Source organism: Mycobacterium sp. 2-64, assembly GCF_035918375.1.
Classification (GTDB): domain Bacteria; phylum Actinomycetota; class Actinomycetes; order Mycobacteriales; family Mycobacteriaceae; genus Mycobacterium; species Mycobacterium intracellulare.
Genome location: NZ_CP142361.1, coordinates 5,433,702 through 5,450,037 on the forward strand (window position 1 = coordinate 5,433,702; position 16,336 = coordinate 5,450,037).

Consider the following 16,336-nt stretch of genomic DNA (forward strand, 5'->3'; position numbering starts at 1 on the left):
TCAGATCAGAAATCCGAGGGTAGGAATCGGCCGGTCTTTATCCACCAGATCCACCTTCTTGTACACCAGTCGTAATTCCCCGTCCAGGCAACGCACCCGGTACGTGACGCGGCCGCCCCACAGGTGATTGCCGCGAGCCCGCGATTCCAGCACCATGAAGTTGGCGCCCACCTCCAAGTCGACTCCGCCGCTGGGATTTGGCTGAGTACCGAGGATTTCGATGTTGGACAAAAGACGGCGAAGATTCGACGGCGGCGCCTGGGCATAACGCTTGCCGGTGCGAACCTGCTTGAGGCGAGTCGCGATGCGACTGCGGTTGTCGTAGATCACCGACATCTCGCGCAGCGGATCGTCGGTCGAGGCGACCGGAACCCAGTAGAGCGCGTCATCGGTCCACAACGCCTCCCAGGCGTCATAGTCGGACTCGTCTGCATAGCGCGCTTCCCGGTACAGGAATTGCTCGACCTCCCAGCGGTCGAAGCCCTCAGGCAGTCGCCCTACGGTGGCGGCGTCATCGCGTGTGCTCGTCACGATTCAGTCTCCATCAGCCTCTTGTATTGCGACCAAAACCCGCGCATCCCAGTCTCATCGGTGGCTCCGCCGATAGTGAAGCCGTTCTCGTCGACGCTTTCGCGACTGAGTCCACGACGAACGTCGAGCCATTCTGGCGTCAGGTTTTCCAGGCCCAGTTGGTTACGCTCATACATCTCGGTGTCGTCGGCCAGCAGCATTCCGGCCGGCCCGACCGAACCCATGCACTGCGACACCATGCGCTTGTTCATCTCCGGCGCGCCGGCCAGTTGCACGGCCGTGGAGTACTGGATGCACTCACCCACCGACACCGGTTGGATGTTGAATACCTGGATCTCCGCGATGAACAGGTTGGGGAAAATCATCACGTGCGGCCCACCTTCGATGAGGATTTCATCTGCCGCATCGCCGTATCGCTTGCGGATCGCCGCGACATAGTTGGGCACCCGGTCCTCGCTGGTGCCGAACCACCGCAATGGCTGGGCGAACTTGCGGAACTCCGGCCGCAAGTCGTTCTCGCTATGACCGTTTCCCAGGTCTCGGGTCACCGCGGTCGACGATTCGCTGTACAAAGGACCGATCGGGCTACCGGTGACGCCGAAGATCGAGCCGTGCACGAACTGGGGGTGGTAACCGTCGGTTTCGTTCTCCGCCAACAATTTCCAGTTGGCACGGGTCTGATGCTGCAACCACCCGGCGGTGAGCTGGACTTCCCCCTCCGGCGAGAGCCTGACTAGCCGGTCTATCTCACCGGCGGCTGCGCCGAGGTGCTCGATAAGGCTGGGGCCGTCGACGGCGAAGCTGCCGAACACGAACCCGCGGTAGGTATCCATTCGCGGCACCCTGCCCATTGGCAAGTCCAGCTTGCGTTCGCCGTAACCCTTGAAGAACGGGAACCCTACGAGTTCACCGTCGTTGCGGTAGGTCCATCCGTGATATGGACAACGGAAGGTTGACGAGTTGCCCTTGGCGTCGTCGCAGACCTGGTTGCCACGGTGCGCGCAGCGATTGAGCAGTAGGTGCAGCTGCCCGTCGCGGTCGCGGGTCATGATGACATCTTGTAATCCGAGGCGCTTACGCACATAGTCGCCCGCCTGGGACACCTCGCTCTCGTGACCGACGAAAACCCAGGACCGATACCAAACTTTGCGTAGCTCCTCGGCAAAGATGGTGGGGTCGGTATAGAGCGATCCGTGCACCTTGTCGCGTTTGATCAACTGGTCGTAGCGACTGCCGGTCGCGGAGGCTGACTCGATCAACGAAGTCATTCTTGGGGCTCCTCTCGGGAGATCTCGCGCACGCTACCGTTTGCGATGAGGTCGGGTAAGGCGAACTTGCGCACCTTGCCGGTGGGCGTTCTGGGAAGGTCCTCAGTGGAGAACCAACGCTGCGGAACCTTGTGCGGTGTCAAGTGTCTGCGCGCATGCGCATGCAACCGATCAACGAGATCTGTCGGCGACGGATCCTGGGTCTCGATCACCGCGCCCACGACTTCGCCCAAGCGGTCATCGGGAAGACCGAAGACGCACACCCGGGCGTTCGCGTCATGCGTGGACAGACATGCCTCGATTTCTGCTGGGGCGATGTTCTCGCCACCGCGGATGATCAGCTCTTTGAGCCGGCCGGTGATGGTCAGGTAGCCACGCTCGTCTATGGCACCGATATCGCCGGTGTGCACAAAGCCGTCCGTATCAACCGTCGTAGCTGTGGCCTCAGGATCGTGCAGATATCCGATCATCTGCTGATAGCCGCGCGCGCAGATCTCGCCCGGCTGCCCGACCGGTAATACCACACCTGTGGCCGGATCGACGACTTTGCAATCAACCTGCGGCAGTGCGCGACCCACGGTATGGAGCTGATCGGCACGGGCGTCGTCGGGCCGCGTTGCAGTGAGAACCGACGCCAGCTCGGTCTGACCAAAGACGGTCACCACCGCCGCGCCGAAAGTGCGTTCGGTCGCCTCGATGAGCTCCGCCGATACGGCGGACGCCCCGCCGAGGCAGATGGACAGCCGGGGTGGAGGATTGGTGGCGGTGCGCTGCGCTGCGACGAGACTGGACAGAATCGTAGGTACGAAGAACAGCACCGACGCCTGTGTGCGACGCAGAGTCTCCAGCACCGCGGTGGGCTCGAACCGGCCGATCAGCACCTCGGTACCGCCGATCCACATCGGGCCCAGCGTGCTGATCACGCAGGCGGCGGTGTGAAACATCGGCAGCGGGTTCACGGCTACCGCGCCGGCGGGGATGCACGCAGACTGGACGGTCAGCTTCGCGACGTTGATCAGCGAACGGTGCCGCAGCAGTACTCCTTTCGGCGTGCCGGTGGTGCCCGAGGTGTACTGCAGCATGACTGCTTCATCAGGGTCGGTTGGAGCCGCGGCGATCACCGCGCCGTCGACAGCGTCAGCTCGCCACTGCGGTCGGGACGACAAGCTGATGGTGCGCAAGGCCGGGAGCGACTGGGCGATCTCGGCTACGACGGAGGCACAGTCGTAGTCGCGGCTGCGGTCAGCATGGATCAGCACCGAGGCACCAGAATGCTGCAGCGCGTAGCGCAGTTCGCTGGCACGCATCGCAGGGTTGAGCGCGACAAGGACCACGCCGGCAAGGGCCGCGCCATACTGAATTACCGGCCACTCCACCACATTCGGCGCCCACAACGCGACATAATCACCGGGCTGCGTCAACCGGGACAGCGCGGTCGCTACCCGGGAGGCCTCATCCAGCAGCTCTCCGTACGTGAATCGCAGCTGCGCCCCATCGCCATGACGCGGGCCGACCAAGGCCTCCACATCGTGGTGGGTATGGGCACGTTCGGTCAGCAGGCCACCGACGGTGTGGTCCACCAACTCCGTTCCGGTGTCGGCGTCCAGGTACGACCAGTCAAGGCGCCCGGCTAGTTTCGCGCTCACCGCGCCAGCGCTCCGAATTCCGGTCGTCGCTTGGTGCGGAAAGCGTCTATCCCCTCGGCGAAGTCGTCGGTGCCGAACAATTGTGCCTGGTGCTGAGCCTCGCGATCCAAGACGTCGAACGGGTCCATCGAAGGCCCCCGTGCGAGTAGCGATTTGATTACGCCGTATGCGTGCGTGGGACCGGCGGCGAGTCGCTCAGCGTCGATTAATCCGGCTTGTAAGGCAGATCCCGGCTCGGCGAGCGCATCGACGAGACCCATGCTCAATGCCTCGATCGCGTCAAATGGCGTCGGCATCATCAGCATCTGCCGGGCGCGGGCCACGCCGACACGGGCCGGCAGCGAGACGAAGGTGCCCATGTCGCCCGCCAGGCCCACATTGGTGAAAGTCGTCGCAAAGCGTACGTTTCGGGCGGCGACCACACGGTCGCACGCGGCCGCGAGCGCGACGCCCGCACCGTAGGCGGAGCCTTCCAAAGCGGCGACGACGGGCTTTGGGGTTCTCCAAATCGCGCGAATCACCTGCTGCGCCAGCTGAGCCCGTTCCAACGCCGGCTCGGGTTCCATACGTTGCATCGATGTGATGTCGCCACCCGAGCAGAATGCCGGCCCCGCACCTGTGAGCAGGATTGCATGGATCGCGGTGTCGGCGTCGGCGCGCTCGAACGCGCCGGCAAGCTCGATTCGGACCCGAAGATCGATGGCGTTGCGCTTGTCCGGCCGGTTCAAGGTGATGATCCGCACCGCACCGCGGTCTTCGGCGACTACACAATCGGCGTTCATTGTCCGGTGAATTTCGGCTTGCGGCGTTCGATGACAGCCCGCAGGCCCTCGAGTGCGTCGGCGGTTCCGGAGAGTTCGGAAACCGTGCGCGCCTCTTCGGCCAGGCGTTCTTCGACCGACGACCCCAATCCGCTCCATACCAAGCGCTTGGTGGCCGACAGGGCGCGGTTCGGCAGCGTCGCCAGCTCGGCCGCCAATTCCTCTGCGCGATTGAGCAATTCGTCATCGTCGACGACCTCGGTGATCAACCCGATATCAAGCGCCTCGTCGGCTGTCAGGGTGGGATTGGTCAGCAGGATCCGCAACGCCTGCCGCAGACCAACCAATTGCGCCAGCGTCACTGATGAGCCACCATCTGGTGCCATGCCGACCCGGACCGCGCCGGAGAAGAATCTTGCTGATCGCGCCGAGATGACGATGTCGGAAGCGCACACCAATCCCAGTCCGCCTCCCCCGGCAGCGAAGCCCTGGACGGCCGTCACCACCGGCGCCCGAAGCTGGATCAGCGCGGCAGTGGCCAGTTGCAGCCATGCCGTGGCCTCGCGCAGATAATCGGGGAGATCTGCACCCTTGGACTCGAAGGTGTGAATATCGCCGCCGGCGCAGAAATTGCGCCCCTCGCCGGTGAGCAACACCACGCGTACCGCGGGATCCGCATGACACGCCAGCACCTTCTCGTGCAGGGCCTTGAGGAACTCGACATTCATCCCGTTGGACGCCTTCGGCCGGTTCAGACGCAGCCTGGCAACGCCGTCCGCGACATCGAGGGCGACCGGCGCCACAGCTTCTTTGACGCTCATCGTTTGACTCCTCGCTGTCTGAATGCGGCCGACCCGTTCTGTCCGGCACCCTCGCAGATGTGGTTGACCACCGTGTCGATTTCGTCATCCAATCCGCGGGGTGATGCCACCTCGACTCCGGCGTAGACGAGGCGCTTGATCGACGTGACAGCCTCTCGGCGCCGCCCGGCCAACGCGGTGACGAACCGTCTCACGCCCTCGTCGAAACCGGCTTGCGGAAAACTTCGATATGCCAAACCGTGGCGCACCGCCTCGGCGCCGGAAAGTCGATCGCCGGAGAGCAGCAGTCCCAGTGCCTGCTGACGCCCCACCAGCCGGGCCAGCCGCTGACTGCTACCGCCGCCGGGAACCATCCCGAACTTGATGTGGTTGTCAGCGATTTTGGCGTCGTCGCTGACCAGCGCAATGTCTGCGGCTTGCATCAGCTCGAAACCGCCGGCCATTGCGGCACCCTCGACCGCCGCGATGACCGGAACCTTGACGCGGGCAATGGCTTCACACGCACGCCGAAACCCCACGAAGAGTTCCCGCAGCGCATCAGATCCCTTCGACCGCAGGCGCTCTACTTCCTCGAAATCGCCCCCCGCGCAGAAGTTTCCGTTGGCGCCCCGGATGACGGCAACAGTGACGTCGGGGTTGTCACCTACCTCCAGGATGGTCTGCGACAATTCCTCGTTCAGGCCGACGCTGATCGCATTGAGCTTCTCCGGTCGATTGAGCGTGACCCACGCTATTCCATCGACGACATCGCGTCTCACCAGCGTCATCGCTTGGGTCCTCCGGTGAACTGCATTACGGTAACGGTCAATTCGGCCAAATCAGCGGTACCCCTCACCCGACGCCCTCGTCGGCTATCGCCCTGTGGGCGTCGAGCCCCATCCCCGGTCGTAGCGCCGGACGGCCGGAGCCGCTGCCATCGCCAGTGGTAGCGCGAGCGCACTGGTCGATCAACGACTCAGCCATCGTGACCTCTCTCTATCGAATCCAGTTACCCCTATTTCTAATCCACGTTAAACTAAGATGACGGCGGTCACAACAGCCGCCCCAATGAGGAGCTTGGAATGGACCTTGGACTGAAAGCTGCCCGCGTGGTAGTGACCGGCGGCGCTTCGAACATCGGACGCGGCATCGTGCATGTGTTCGCCTCGGAGGGTGCTCGAATCGTGATCAGCGATATCGATAAAGCTCAGGCGGACCGGGTTCGCCGCGAAGCGCAAGATAGGGGCGCCGCCGAGGTCGAAGTCGCGATAGGTGATCTTACGGCTCCCGACCAAGCCGAGGCCGCAATTGGCGTCTCGGTCGATAGTTGGGGCGGCATCGACGTCTTGGTCAACAATGCCGGTTGGAGTGTGCCCGGTTTCATCGCGACCGACACCGACCGCGAAAAGTGGGAACGCACCATCGAAGTCAACCTGTTCACTGCGATCGCGGCCACGCAGGCCGCGATCGGCCCGATGAAGGAGGCCGGCGGCGGCGCGATCGCGTTTATCGCCAGCGACGCTGCATTCGGTCAGATACGTCAAGGCGTTTACGGTGCGTCGAAAGCAGCGATGGTCGCCCTGGCCCGCACCGTGGCGCGCGAACACGGCCGCCATGGGATCAGGTCCAATGTCATCTGCCCGGGCCTGGTGATTCCCGAGGGCCCGGAGGCGATCGGCGAATCGAGCCTGTGGTCCGTCGGCCAGGATGAGGTCTTCAACCAGGATCAAATCGACTACATGATCAAGGGCACTCCGCTTCGCCGCTTGACCAGCGCCGAGGACGTCGCGAAGGCAGTGGCGTGGTTCTGTTCGCCGACGGCGGCGCGGCAGGTCACCGGCCAACTCATCTCGGTCAGCGGCGGCTACACGATCCCGTAACAGCGGCCATCCCGGCAAGGGCGAACGCCAGCATCGGCGCGCCGGCAGCAGCGCCCGAGAGCAGTCGCGATTTCGCGTTCTAGCTTTGCGACTTCGTCACTACGAGTAGCACGGGCCGCCGCCGGGTGGCGCACACGATGCCGGCCCGAGCTGGACCCAGGCCAGGTCTATCCACGGCGCCGACAGCCAGGTCTTGGTGGGTTCGATGACGAACCTCATTGGCCCGCGCTCACAGTAGGTTCTGTTGTCACCAGTTGCCGCGCAGCTCGTTCCCTCGTGGTCGATGCGGGCGTGCGGCGGCAACGGTTTGTCGGCTTGGTTGCCGGGAAACCGCGCCGCTACCGACCAGTCATAGTGCACTGCCCGGTCTCCCTCGATCCAGCCGATATGGCCGATTCCCGGACCGGTGCCGGGAATATCGCCGGCACAGCCGAAGCTGCCCCGGCGCCAGATCCCACACGTCTGTCCTGTCGGGGACAAGAAAAACACTCCACCCGGAGATGCGAAGTCTTCAGCGTTGACCTCGTCGTAAAACCGGATATCCGGAAAAGGGTCGGGCCCGGCGCCCGGTGCCGGATCGGCATGCGCCACCCCGGGATCGCCGAGGGCCAGCATGCCTACCCCGACAGCGGCCGCAGTGCGGAGGCCATCTCTGATCCCTCGACCGAATCCGCGTCCGCGTCGAACAGTTCTTGGCTTTGACCTGATCACCAATTCTCCCGACCACCTCTCACGGCCCGCTTAGCGAAACGATGGAAATCTGCTCTGGCTACTAAGGCGATAAGGGTGGGTCTCATCGCGGGCCTACGTAATACGTGGCGTAATGCCGTAGCAAGCGGCATCACCGACATCGAGAGTGTTCTGGCACAGGAGCTTGCCCTGGTAAAAGATGCGCGCACTTACCCATTTGGAAGGGCCCGCGGTCGGACGCCAATCTGCGCGAACCTGGCTTCCATTCGGTGGCGGAGCTTTTACCGAGGCTATCGTCGCTTCAATCCGCCAGGGCAGCGGCACGTTCGGTATCGCCACCCGCCCTGACGAATCCTCGTATTCGATGTTTGCCACGGTAATCACGTCGGACACGACTTCATAGGTGACGGATTCATCAGCCCGCGCAGTCGATGGGTTTATGAGCGCGGAAACGCTGATCGCCGCCAAGGCGGCGATCGACCCCGCGGCGCGCCGGAGACCGCGACTCCGCCGCTGCGCGCGCTGACCAGCCAAGATCATTTGCCCGCCAGGACGACGACAGCAAGCGAGAGGCCGGTATCTGCATTGTGGAGAAGGCTGACACCGAAATCGGTGTAGGAGCAATTCGCCAATGGCGCTGGACCCGTGTCTTCCAGCGTCTTGAACACACCCGGGCTGACATTCAAGCTAACGCCGGCGCCCTGCGTAGTCCCTTCCAGTATCGCTCCTTTGATCGCGTCGGCGTCGCTGTCGTGCCCAGCGCCCTGCAGCGACCACGATTTGCCCGCGCTGCTGCCGAGGTCCTTGAGGATGGGCAGTGCGCCTGTCGGCGAGTCCGCGGGGGAATTCCTCGTTGTGTGGCTGACGTAGGCGTCGGTCGAGTGATTCACGATCTCCGCAGCGTGCTCGACGATCGGGTCATACCGCAGCGGCGGGCAACTCGTGCCACTGCGCGCCGACATGACGGCTTGTTGGAGCGCGGGGGACGGATCGGCAGTGCTCGGCGGAGCGGACAGTACAGCGCTACTCAAAGCCGCGGCGAGCGCGACCAACGTCGCGCCGGCTGCCGGCGCGCGCCCTTGACGTGCCCGTGCCGGCACAGCCGTGCCGACATGGATTCTCAACACGTGTGCCTCCTCATCGAGATGCCGCCCACCGGACCACTTTCAGTCGCAGACATGGGACCGCTGGATCTTGCTGCCGTAGTGCATTACCCGCTGAAACGATGGTCCGGTGAACCAGGTCGGCTGATGGCCCTTGATGCCCGCGCTGACGTTCGACAGGTTCTGCCAGAGGATGTAAAAGCTTTGACCCTCGTAAATCGGGAAATACATATCTCCTGCGTGGTCATAGCTCTGAGTCAGCGACTGAGTACGGGGAGCAAGGAAGTCCACCGACTGATCAATATTCGCAGTCATGGCAGCTTGCCGCTCCGGAATCCCCTCAGCATCCCAGTTACCGTTCCTGCTCAATACGCTGTTGTTGAATCTCTCGATCTGGAGCCTCAAATCCGCGTAATCCGCATTGAACCACCCACACATTTCTCGCTCGGCATTGATATCCGCGTCGGTGACGTTCCCCCGAGTCTGGTCGAACGGAAATGGAAATTTGGGCTGCCAATTTGCCATGGGCTTGACCGGCGCCAACGGCGGAGGCACCGAGTCGCGGCCCGGTGGATCTAGCGGGTCAGCGCCGGCGCGAGCCATGAGAATTGCCGTCCCAGAGAGAACGAGCAGCATGCACATCATCACGAATCTGCTCCGGAGACGAGTTCCGGTCCGGCCGGTTGCTACCGATTCCATCCCTCAGCACATCCTTTGAAACATCGCCCGTTATTTCTGTCCAAGAGCTGCGGCGATGCCGCCGACGTCGCTGATTTGCCAGTCCTTGTTGCTGTCGATTGTGAGACTATAGGTAGCGGTCGACTGCAGTCCCTCAGGAGCTTGCATTGTCTTGGTCAGAACGCTGACGAAGGAGTCGACGACATAGGTCCCGCCCACATCTGAGCGAACTTTCGCGGCCAACGGCCGCGCGGTCGAAACCCATTGCAGCGGAGTAAGGATCTGTTCCATCTCACCCGCGGCCTTGGTGAGCTTTTCCTTCAGTTCCGGGGAGGTGCCCTTGACGAGTTGCACCTTCCAAGCGTTGAGGTCCTGGAAGTTCATCTCGGCGGCATGCACGGCGTAGTCCTGGGCTATTTCTTCCGCATGCTTCTTGTTGCTGGTAGCGCGGGCTTCCGCACTCAATTTGTCCAGCGCGCCGATGTACAGCCACGTCAGCACTCCGATCGCGCTGGCAGCAACGCAAATGACGGCCGAGATGACCAACGTGCGCACCGATATCGACACCCGGGCGCGGGACTTGTCAGAGTCCGCCTTGGACTTGCTCTTGACGGTCGCTGCTTCGTCAGCTTCTGAAGTTGTTTCCTCTGGCTTCTCGTCCTTTGCCGGCTTCTTGTCGGCTTCTGGCTTCTTGTTCACTTCTGGCTTCTCGTCGTCGACGACGTCCGACGACGCGTTCTCGATGTCGTGGTCAGTGATGGACACGGCTTCCCCTCAAAACTTCGATGATTGCCCGGCCTACCGGTCGGGAACGGCAACGTGCAGTGTAATCGCGCCCTCCTTCGGGATGCTCTTCAATATGTTTGAGAGAATTTGTCCACTGTCGAAATTCATCAGGGCTCCGCCAATGCCTTTGAAATGCGGCAAAAGCGTCTCCGTCAGAACTTTGAGGTCAGGAGCCCGCGTGTCCAGAAATTTCTGAATTCGGTCCAGGTAATCACCGAACAGCGCCATGTCTCGCGGGTTATTCCATTCCAGGGTGTGCATCATGCCTTGATAAGTACCGGCGGCCCCGAAACCCGCCGCTCGAATGGGTGAAATGAGATCACCGAGCAGGGGACCAACCCAGCCCGCGTTGCGCAGCAGCGCCTGCAGATTGTCGATCACTTCCTGTCCCCGGCCATGCATGCTTGTCGCTTGACTCCGCAGTAGCGAGCTCGCATGTGCCAGGTTGGGCAGCACCTGCTCGGGCGCGGGCAGAGCAGCGTCGGCCTCGCCCAGAATTCGTTTGAGCTGGCCGGGATCGAGCTGGTTGAGCACGCGCACCACGCTGGTGGCCAGCTCCGAGATGGACGGCGGCGCTTCTATCGTCTTCGGCGAGATACGTTGGCCGTCCTTGTATACCGGGCCTCCGCTCGTCCGTGGCGCCAGTCCGATGTAGGCCTCACCGAGCGCGGACAGATTGTCCAGCCGCACGTCGGTGTCGACAGGAATGTGGTGATCGCCGTCGACGTAGAACTGCACGGTAGCGTCGCTAGTCGCCGTGTTGATTTCGGTCACCTTGCCGACCGGCTGGCCGCGGAGCAGCACATTCGAACCGACAACGAGGCCCTTGATGTCGGGGACCGCCATACTCAGGTTGGTCCGCTGAGCAGGCGGGCCGGTCCGAACACCGAACGACCAGATCACGCTGAGGGCGAACGCGATGATCACTCCGAACATCGCGAACGACAAGGCGCCCTTTAATTTCATGGCGTCGCTCCAAGAATCCGCAGCACGTCCTGCACGTTGTCGATCAGCTCTTTCCCATCCGGCCCTTTTATCGACGTGATGTTTATCGCCGGGTACTTATCTGCGGGAAGGAAGTAGTCCGTGAGTAGCCGCTGCCACGCGGGCGCTTCGTTCTCGAACGCCCATTTGCTCTCTTTCAGGGCTCCAAGCGCTCCGCCGAGCGACTTCAGCAGGGGCACAAGCCAATAGCCACCGCTGTAGATACTGCCGATCGAGGGCAACACGGTAGCGATGTAAGACCCGACTTGGAATGAGCGTTTCCAGCCCAGCATCCCCTCCGTCGACCAGAAGTACTTGTATTCGGGTAGGTCGTTATACATGACCTGGGCTGTTCCGGATACGCCCGTAAGCCACTGATCGACCATGTCCATGTTGTTGCTCAGATCCGCGAGGTCGGTGTCTACCCGCTTCACCAGGTCGCGGAACTCACCGCTTCGTGCCGGCGTCACCCTGTTGATCCCGATGATGGTGTTTTGGGCACGCTGAATGGATCCGCTGCCGACGAAGTTCGCCAAGTTGGCGATCGTGTCCTCCAGTTGGGGAGGCGACGTGGTCTGTGCCAACGGAACCGTCCCGGCCGGGCGCAGTGCCGGCGCCGGCGGACCCGACTCAGGACGCTCGAGCGCGACATAGGTGTCACCGAGCACCGTGGCTTGCTGCAACGTCGCATGCACGTTTGCCGGCACCACCACGTCGGGGTCGATCCGCGTTACGACGTCGACGTGATTGCTCGCCAGATTGATCTTGGTTACCAGTCCCACGGTCGTACCGTCCTGCACGACCTTCGCACGGTCGGGCAGGCTCAGGACGTTGGCGAACTGCAGGACGATTTCGTAACCGTCGCCGTAGCTCTTACCCGGTTGCGGTAACGAGTTGACGGTCATGGAAGCACACGACGGAACCAACATGGCACTTGCCGCGACGGCGACAGCCGACCATATCCGCCGCCTCATCGCTTCGCCGCCTGCTGTAGCACGTACTGCAGGAGCGCGACGTCGACGGCAAAGGGCTGGCCGTTGACATCAGCGCAACTGCCGGGCATCGACGCATTCATCATGCCGCAGAGCGCGAGCCCATCGTGGGTCCGAACCCGATACAGCGGGGGCCGATAGGCGAGGTTGAACGTGTGGAAATCACGCCTGTTGAAGTGATTGGCGATCGTGTTGATCCACCACGGCACCGGGGTGAAAAGATCCGACATCGCGGTCGCGTGGGGAGTCAGCTTCCGCACCGTGACGCTGACCGTGTCGAGCGCTTGCTGTGTCTCGTCACCCAATCTGGTTTGCAGGATCGCCACCAACTCGGCCAGTGGCCCGAGGGTCCCCATTCCGCCGCCGGGACCGGCGAGCCCTGTCGTACCGTCCAGCGCCAACGCCAAGTCCGGCGTCGTCTTGCGCGCGTCGTACATGATCTGCTTCAACGGCGGCATCAGTTCGCGCAGCACACCGGTCAGCTCGGCGGTGTTGCGGATGATCGAGCCGATGTCACTGATCGCTTCGTCCGGGCTGTCAAGTAGCGCGGAGGTCCTGGTCACAAGCTGGTTGATCCCGGCACCGTTGTTGTGCGCCAGTTCGTCAAGTCCGCGAACTGTGTCACCGACGTTCGTCGACCCGTTCGGGTTGATCGAGTTGAGAAAGGTGTAGGTCGATCCGACCACCTGCGAAATCGTCTTGGCCGAAAACGAGTGGTCGAGCCGAATGCACTTGCCGGCCTGGAGCCGCGGACCGGAACTATAGTTGCCGACCAGTTCCAACGAACGGTCGGCAAGGATCGATGGCGACCGGATGACTGCCCTGACGTCGGGCGGAAGTGCCCTGCTCTGTGTGATTGAGAAGTCGACCCGGACCTGGGTGGGGCCGGCGGCGATGGACGTGACCTTGCCGATCTGATAGCCCATCTGGGTCACCGGGTTGCCGGCATACAGACCGATGGTGTCTGGGAACATCGCGCAATAGGCGACGCTCTTCTCGCCGCCCATCATGGAGCACGACGAGGCACCAGCGACGGTTGCAGCGCCCGTGAGTGTAGCTACGGCGGTACGAAATATGCGGCGAACCATTCGCGAGACCATCAGCACGGACTCCCCGCCATAGGGATGCAAAGATCTGTGGCAAGCAACTCGGGCGGCGCGTTCTGCGCGTCCAGCATCCGCTCGATCTTGTTCCTGATCCGCCGAAGTCTGGGAATGATCCGGCTGTTGTGGTCCTTCCACCGGGTGACTCTGTCCTGCCAATCGCGAACCTTCTCGATGAACTCCTCGCGGTGGTTCACCCAGAAGTCGCCGAAGGGACGCAGGAACGCATCACCGACGTCGCCCATACCTTTCAGGGCCTCGCCGAAACCCTTGCCGTACAGAACGAGCGTCTCCTCGAGGATGGCAAGCTTGCTCACCAGGACCTTCAATTCGCCGGTGAAATTACGCAGCGCCTCGATGTACTCATCGGACAGATTGAGGATCGAAGTAACCTGCCCCCGCTGACGCTCGATCGTGGACGTCAGGGCATTGCCCGCATCGATAACGGCGGAAAGAGTCTGCACGTTTGTGCCCGTGAGTCCCTCCTGGATTTGATCCAATGATTCGCGAATCGGCTTCGGATTAACTCGCTCGGTGATTTTTGTCGAATCGGTCAGCGCCCGCATCAGGCTGTACGGCATCGTCACGCGCTCTACCGGGATCGGATTTGCACCTAGTGGCTTTCTGCCCAGCGATACCAAATTGACATAATAACCGCCGACCACCGTGAGCATACGGACCTGAATTTGTGACTGATCACCGACAAATGCGTCGTGATCCACGGTTGCGCGAACCTTGACCTGATTCGGTTCGATTGACAGATCTTTCACTTTGCCGACCGTGATCCCGGCAATCCGCACGGTATCACCTGGATGGATCGCCGCCGCATCATCGGTGTAGAAGGAGATCGTCTTCTGGCCCGGAGGACTGATGTTGATTTCGGCAGCAGTGATCGCCAGCACGGCGACCAGTACCAGCGCGGCGACACCCCAGAACGTCGAACTCTTGAAAATTTTCATCGATTGCACAAGATCACCCTTTGGCCATTCAAGAGCACGTCCATTGAGTCGGGCAGTTGCGCGCGACCCCGCGAACAGGGCAATGGTGTATCAGGCGCCCCTGGCGAGGGAACGTTATCCCACATCACCGGTATCAGCTTGAGGACGTCGCGACTGTAGTCATCGAAACGCGTGATTGCCTTGTCGAGACCGTCGGCGATGTCGCTCCGCGAGGAGTCGACGACGTCGATTCTGCCGTCGGGTTGCTGCACCCGAGTGGCGGGCCCCAGCGGAAACCCTGCGTTGGCAAGGACTTGGAGAGTGGGCCCGGTGAAGGCAGGGCCATACAGCTCCGACTTACGAAACTCGTCCATGACCGAGATCGCCGCGTCCAACGGCTGATTCAGCCACTTCAGGACCTGGACGAAATCTTTCGAATGCCCGCCGAACGTGTCGGCCACAGCGTCGAGGTTGCGCATCACCGTCGCGATGACTTGTTCGCGGTCGGACGCGAACTGAGTCAGCTTTCGGACGCTGTCAAGCATTGGCTTGAGTCCGCCCTCGCCCGACAGATACGTCGCGGCATTCTCGGTGAAGGTGTCGATATCGCTGGGACTCAAAGTCGCGATGACGGGCTGCAGGCCGTTGAACAGAGTGGTGATGTCGAACGACGGTTGCGTCATGGTGATCGGAACATGCGACACAATGCTCGCCGCCGGCGCCGTCTCGGACGGATTGACGACATCGACGTAGCGCAACCCGGTGAGCGCCTGGTATTTGATGGCCAACCGCGACGTGGACACCACTGCGTAGCGCTTGTCGAGACTGAACTCGACCGTTGCGAGGCTTTGTCCAGCCCTACGCTCGAGCGCCAGCGATTTGACTTTCCCGACCCGCACTCCCCGGACCCGCACGTCAGCGTCGACGTGCAGGCCCGACGCATCCGTGAATTGAGCTGTGTAGGAGCGTGTGGGTGCGGCAACTGGTTGTCGCAGGACATTGACCAGGACGATGAACACCGCCAGTGCGGCGGCGGCGGCCAACGCGAATCGCCATAATGCGGCCTTGGGCGTGATCACTGGCCTCCTATCGCACCGAGCGGGGCAGCCACACCGGGTAATTCATCCAGGACGATGTGTGTCTGTATCGCCCGTTGTTCAGGGGATCCCGCATACAGATTTTCCAGTCGAGTTCGCAATTCCACCAAGTCTGAGGAAATATTGGCCGGTGTTATCAGACCGGGCACTACATCGGTCAGAGTTTTGACCAGATCGACCGCAGGCATCAAGTCTTGCGGGTGGGACGACAATAGCTTGCCTAATGCACCGAAGAATCTATTCGCCAGCAGGTCAAGCGTCGCTATAGACCTCTTGTTCCAATATTCATCTGTTTGATACTGGCCGAGGGAAGGGGCAAGGTTGACAAAATCTTGACCGGGCAGGCAGCCGTCGGCGGTCTGCATGAACCTCACGAATCCAGAGTTGTGATCGAAGTTATAGCCAGCAGAAGTAATCGAATCCAGCGTGCCTGGGAATGCCACACTCACACCGGTCGTATTTCTCAAAAGTTGCTCGGTACTTACCGTCTGCACCTTGGTCACCGCCTCGGCCGCGACCACGATCGTCTCGATGAGTGGATTGAGCCCGTCGGTGAACCGCGTGGCGCGGTCCATCACGCGCACCAATTGCGGCGTCACTACGCCGCCGGTGATTTCACCCAGCCGGTAGAGCAACGCCTGCAAGGTGAAGTTCCCCTTTGGAACGGTGTCGATTCGCGAGCCATTTCGCAGCGGTGCGCCGCCCATGCCGGCAACCAGGTTGATGGCGGTGACACCGAAATAATTGGACGGCCGGAAGTCGACGTTCAGCTTGTCAGTTAAACCGGCAGTGGGTCCCGATCGGACGTCAGCGTTGAGCCGGACACCACCGCTGGCAAGGCTCGACACGGAGGTGACTTGGCCGACGTTGACCCCGTGCATTATCAGGGCGGTACCCGCGGTGACTCCCTGACCCAGATACGGCAGGTCCATGACGATTGAGATCCGGTTCGCCGGGCGGCTTCGGAATGGGTTCACGGCGATCAACACGCCTGTCACCAACAAGCACAGCGCGAGCACCGCGCCGATGATAGTCAGCCGGCGCGCTTCGGCAGCCTCCGACATCCGGAATAGCAAGCT

The 16,336-nt window shown here is 62.0% G+C and carries 18 protein-coding genes; 1 reads left to right on the top strand and 17 read right to left on the bottom strand.

Annotation, left to right across the window (positions count from 1 at the left end; all coding sequences use genetic code 11):
* Genes QGN31_RS25530 through QGN31_RS25555 form a run of 6 tightly spaced genes read right to left on the bottom strand, consistent with a single transcriptional unit; the run spans window position 1 to window position 5,794 of the window.
* Entirely contained in the window at window positions 1-531 is a 531-nt protein-coding gene (locus tag QGN31_RS25530) for an aromatic-ring-hydroxylating dioxygenase subunit beta (RefSeq protein WP_014941015.1), read from the bottom strand.
* Window positions 528-1,799: an aromatic ring-hydroxylating oxygenase subunit alpha gene (locus tag QGN31_RS25535; protein ID WP_014941014.1), complete on the bottom strand. Its 1,272-nt coding sequence runs from the start codon at window positions 1,797-1,799 to the stop codon at window positions 528-530. The genes QGN31_RS25530 and QGN31_RS25535 overlap by 4 nt, the downstream gene beginning before the upstream one ends.
* Window positions 1,796-3,445: a class I adenylate-forming enzyme family protein gene (locus tag QGN31_RS25540; RefSeq protein WP_014941013.1), complete on the bottom strand. Its 1,650-nt coding sequence runs from the start codon at window positions 3,443-3,445 to the stop codon at window positions 1,796-1,798. Before QGN31_RS25540 ends, QGN31_RS25535 begins: the two co-directional genes overlap by 4 nt.
* Window positions 3,442-4,227 (bottom strand): enoyl-CoA hydratase/isomerase family protein, encoded by a 786-nt coding sequence (locus QGN31_RS25545; RefSeq protein ID WP_014941012.1) that lies wholly within the window; start codon window positions 4,225-4,227, stop codon window positions 3,442-3,444. Before QGN31_RS25545 ends, QGN31_RS25540 begins: the two co-directional genes overlap by 4 nt.
* The gene (locus QGN31_RS25550) at window positions 4,224-5,027 is read right to left on the bottom strand and encodes an enoyl-CoA hydratase/isomerase family protein (protein WP_014941011.1); all 804 of its coding nucleotides are present in this window, start codon (window positions 5,025-5,027) and stop codon (window positions 4,224-4,226) included. The genes QGN31_RS25545 and QGN31_RS25550 overlap by 4 nt, the downstream gene beginning before the upstream one ends.
* Complete coding sequence (locus tag QGN31_RS25555) at window positions 5,024-5,794, bottom strand: enoyl-CoA hydratase/isomerase family protein (protein ID WP_014941010.1); 771 nt, start codon at window positions 5,792-5,794, stop codon at window positions 5,024-5,026. The genes QGN31_RS25550 and QGN31_RS25555 overlap by 4 nt, the downstream gene beginning before the upstream one ends.
* A gap of 294 nt (window positions 5,795-6,088) precedes the next feature.
* On the opposite strand from QGN31_RS25555, the gene QGN31_RS25560 reads away from it, so the two are divergent.
* On the top strand, window positions 6,089-6,886 hold the full coding sequence (locus QGN31_RS25560) for an SDR family NAD(P)-dependent oxidoreductase (RefSeq protein WP_043954249.1): 798 nt from the start codon (window positions 6,089-6,091) through the stop codon (window positions 6,884-6,886).
* 99 nt (window positions 6,887-6,985) lie between these two features.
* Here QGN31_RS25560 and QGN31_RS25565 read toward each other — a convergent pair whose 3' ends face one another.
* The 11 genes from QGN31_RS25565 to QGN31_RS25615 form a co-directional block, all read right to left on the bottom strand.
* Window positions 6,986-7,501, bottom strand: a complete 516-nt coding sequence (locus QGN31_RS25565) for a hypothetical protein (RefSeq protein ID WP_014941008.1) — start codon at window positions 7,499-7,501, stop codon at window positions 6,986-6,988.
* Window positions 7,502-7,690: 189 nt separating this feature from the next.
* Entirely contained in the window at window positions 7,691-8,044 is a 354-nt protein-coding gene (locus QGN31_RS25570; RefSeq protein ID WP_083863033.1) for a hypothetical protein, read from the bottom strand.
* A gap of 68 nt (window positions 8,045-8,112) precedes the next feature.
* The gene (locus QGN31_RS25575; protein WP_233425303.1) at window positions 8,113-8,703 is read right to left on the bottom strand and encodes a hypothetical protein; all 591 of its coding nucleotides are present in this window, start codon (window positions 8,701-8,703) and stop codon (window positions 8,113-8,115) included.
* 39 nt (window positions 8,704-8,742) lie between these two features.
* Window positions 8,743-9,324 carry a hypothetical protein gene (locus QGN31_RS25580; RefSeq protein ID WP_043954245.1) on the bottom strand — a complete coding sequence of 194 codons (582 nt, stop codon included), beginning with the start codon at window positions 9,322-9,324 and terminating at the stop codon, window positions 8,743-8,745.
* Between the two features lie 84 nt (window positions 9,325-9,408).
* A complete protein-coding gene (locus tag QGN31_RS25585) occupies window positions 9,409-10,122 on the bottom strand; it encodes a hypothetical protein (RefSeq protein WP_014941006.1) in 714 nt (237 codons plus the stop codon).
* A 33-nt stretch (window positions 10,123-10,155) separates the two neighbouring features.
* On the bottom strand, window positions 10,156-11,109 hold the full coding sequence (locus tag QGN31_RS25590) for an MlaD family protein (RefSeq protein ID WP_014941005.1): 954 nt from the start codon (window positions 11,107-11,109) through the stop codon (window positions 10,156-10,158).
* Entirely contained in the window at window positions 11,106-12,101 is a 996-nt protein-coding gene (locus QGN31_RS25595) for an MlaD family protein (protein WP_176218135.1), read from the bottom strand. Before QGN31_RS25595 ends, QGN31_RS25590 begins: the two co-directional genes overlap by 4 nt.
* Window positions 12,098-13,129: an MlaD family protein gene (locus QGN31_RS25600; protein WP_014941004.1), complete on the bottom strand. Its 1,032-nt coding sequence runs from the start codon at window positions 13,127-13,129 to the stop codon at window positions 12,098-12,100. The genes QGN31_RS25595 and QGN31_RS25600 overlap by 4 nt, the downstream gene beginning before the upstream one ends.
* A gap of 89 nt (window positions 13,130-13,218) precedes the next feature.
* Window positions 13,219-14,181 carry an MlaD family protein gene (locus tag QGN31_RS25605; protein WP_014941003.1) on the bottom strand — a complete coding sequence of 321 codons (963 nt, stop codon included), beginning with the start codon at window positions 14,179-14,181 and terminating at the stop codon, window positions 13,219-13,221.
* Window positions 14,178-15,239, bottom strand: a complete 1,062-nt coding sequence (locus QGN31_RS25610) for an MlaD family protein (protein WP_014941002.1) — start codon at window positions 15,237-15,239, stop codon at window positions 14,178-14,180. Before QGN31_RS25610 ends, QGN31_RS25605 begins: the two co-directional genes overlap by 4 nt.
* Window positions 15,236-16,321, bottom strand: a complete 1,086-nt coding sequence (locus QGN31_RS25615; protein ID WP_014941001.1) for a hypothetical protein — start codon at window positions 16,319-16,321, stop codon at window positions 15,236-15,238. The genes QGN31_RS25610 and QGN31_RS25615 overlap by 4 nt, the downstream gene beginning before the upstream one ends.
* Window positions 16,322-16,336: the final 15 nt, after the last annotated feature.

What these genes read in the sequence shown, in the direction of transcription:
- QGN31_RS25615 (WP_014941001.1), bottom strand. Translation starts at nt 16,321, where the DNA reads ATGTCGGAGGCTGCCGAAGCGCGCCGGCTGACTATCATCGGCGCGGTG.
- QGN31_RS25545 (WP_014941012.1), bottom strand. Translation starts at nt 4,227, where the DNA reads ATGAACGCCGATTGTGTAGTCGCCGAAGACCGCGGTGCGGTGCGGATC.
- QGN31_RS25580 (WP_043954245.1), bottom strand. Translation starts at nt 9,324, where the DNA reads ATGATGTGCATGCTGCTCGTTCTCTCTGGGACGGCAATTCTCATGGCT.
- QGN31_RS25550 (WP_014941011.1), bottom strand. Translation starts at nt 5,027, where the DNA reads ATGAGCGTCAAAGAAGCTGTGGCGCCGGTCGCCCTCGATGTCGCGGAC.
- QGN31_RS25535 (WP_014941014.1), bottom strand. Translation starts at nt 1,799, where the DNA reads ATGACTTCGTTGATCGAGTCAGCCTCCGCGACCGGCAGTCGCTACGAC.
- QGN31_RS25560 (WP_043954249.1), top strand. Translation starts at nt 6,089, where the DNA reads ATGGACCTTGGACTGAAAGCTGCCCGCGTGGTAGTGACCGGCGGCGCT.
- QGN31_RS25565 (WP_014941008.1), bottom strand. Translation starts at nt 7,501, where the DNA reads ATGCTGGCCCTCGGCGATCCCGGGGTGGCGCATGCCGATCCGGCACCG.
- QGN31_RS25600 (WP_014941004.1), bottom strand. Translation starts at nt 13,129, where the DNA reads ATGATGGGCGGCGAGAAGAGCGTCGCCTATTGCGCGATGTTCCCAGAC.
- QGN31_RS25605 (WP_014941003.1), bottom strand. Translation starts at nt 14,181, where the DNA reads ATGAAAATTTTCAAGAGTTCGACGTTCTGGGGTGTCGCCGCGCTGGTA.
- QGN31_RS25590 (WP_014941005.1), bottom strand. Translation starts at nt 11,109, where the DNA reads ATGAAATTAAAGGGCGCCTTGTCGTTCGCGATGTTCGGAGTGATCATC.
- QGN31_RS25595 (WP_176218135.1), bottom strand. Translation starts at nt 12,101, where the DNA reads ATGAGGCGGCGGATATGGTCGGCTGTCGCCGTCGCGGCAAGTGCCATG.
- QGN31_RS25555 (WP_014941010.1), bottom strand. Translation starts at nt 5,794, where the DNA reads ATGACGCTGGTGAGACGCGATGTCGTCGATGGAATAGCGTGGGTCACG.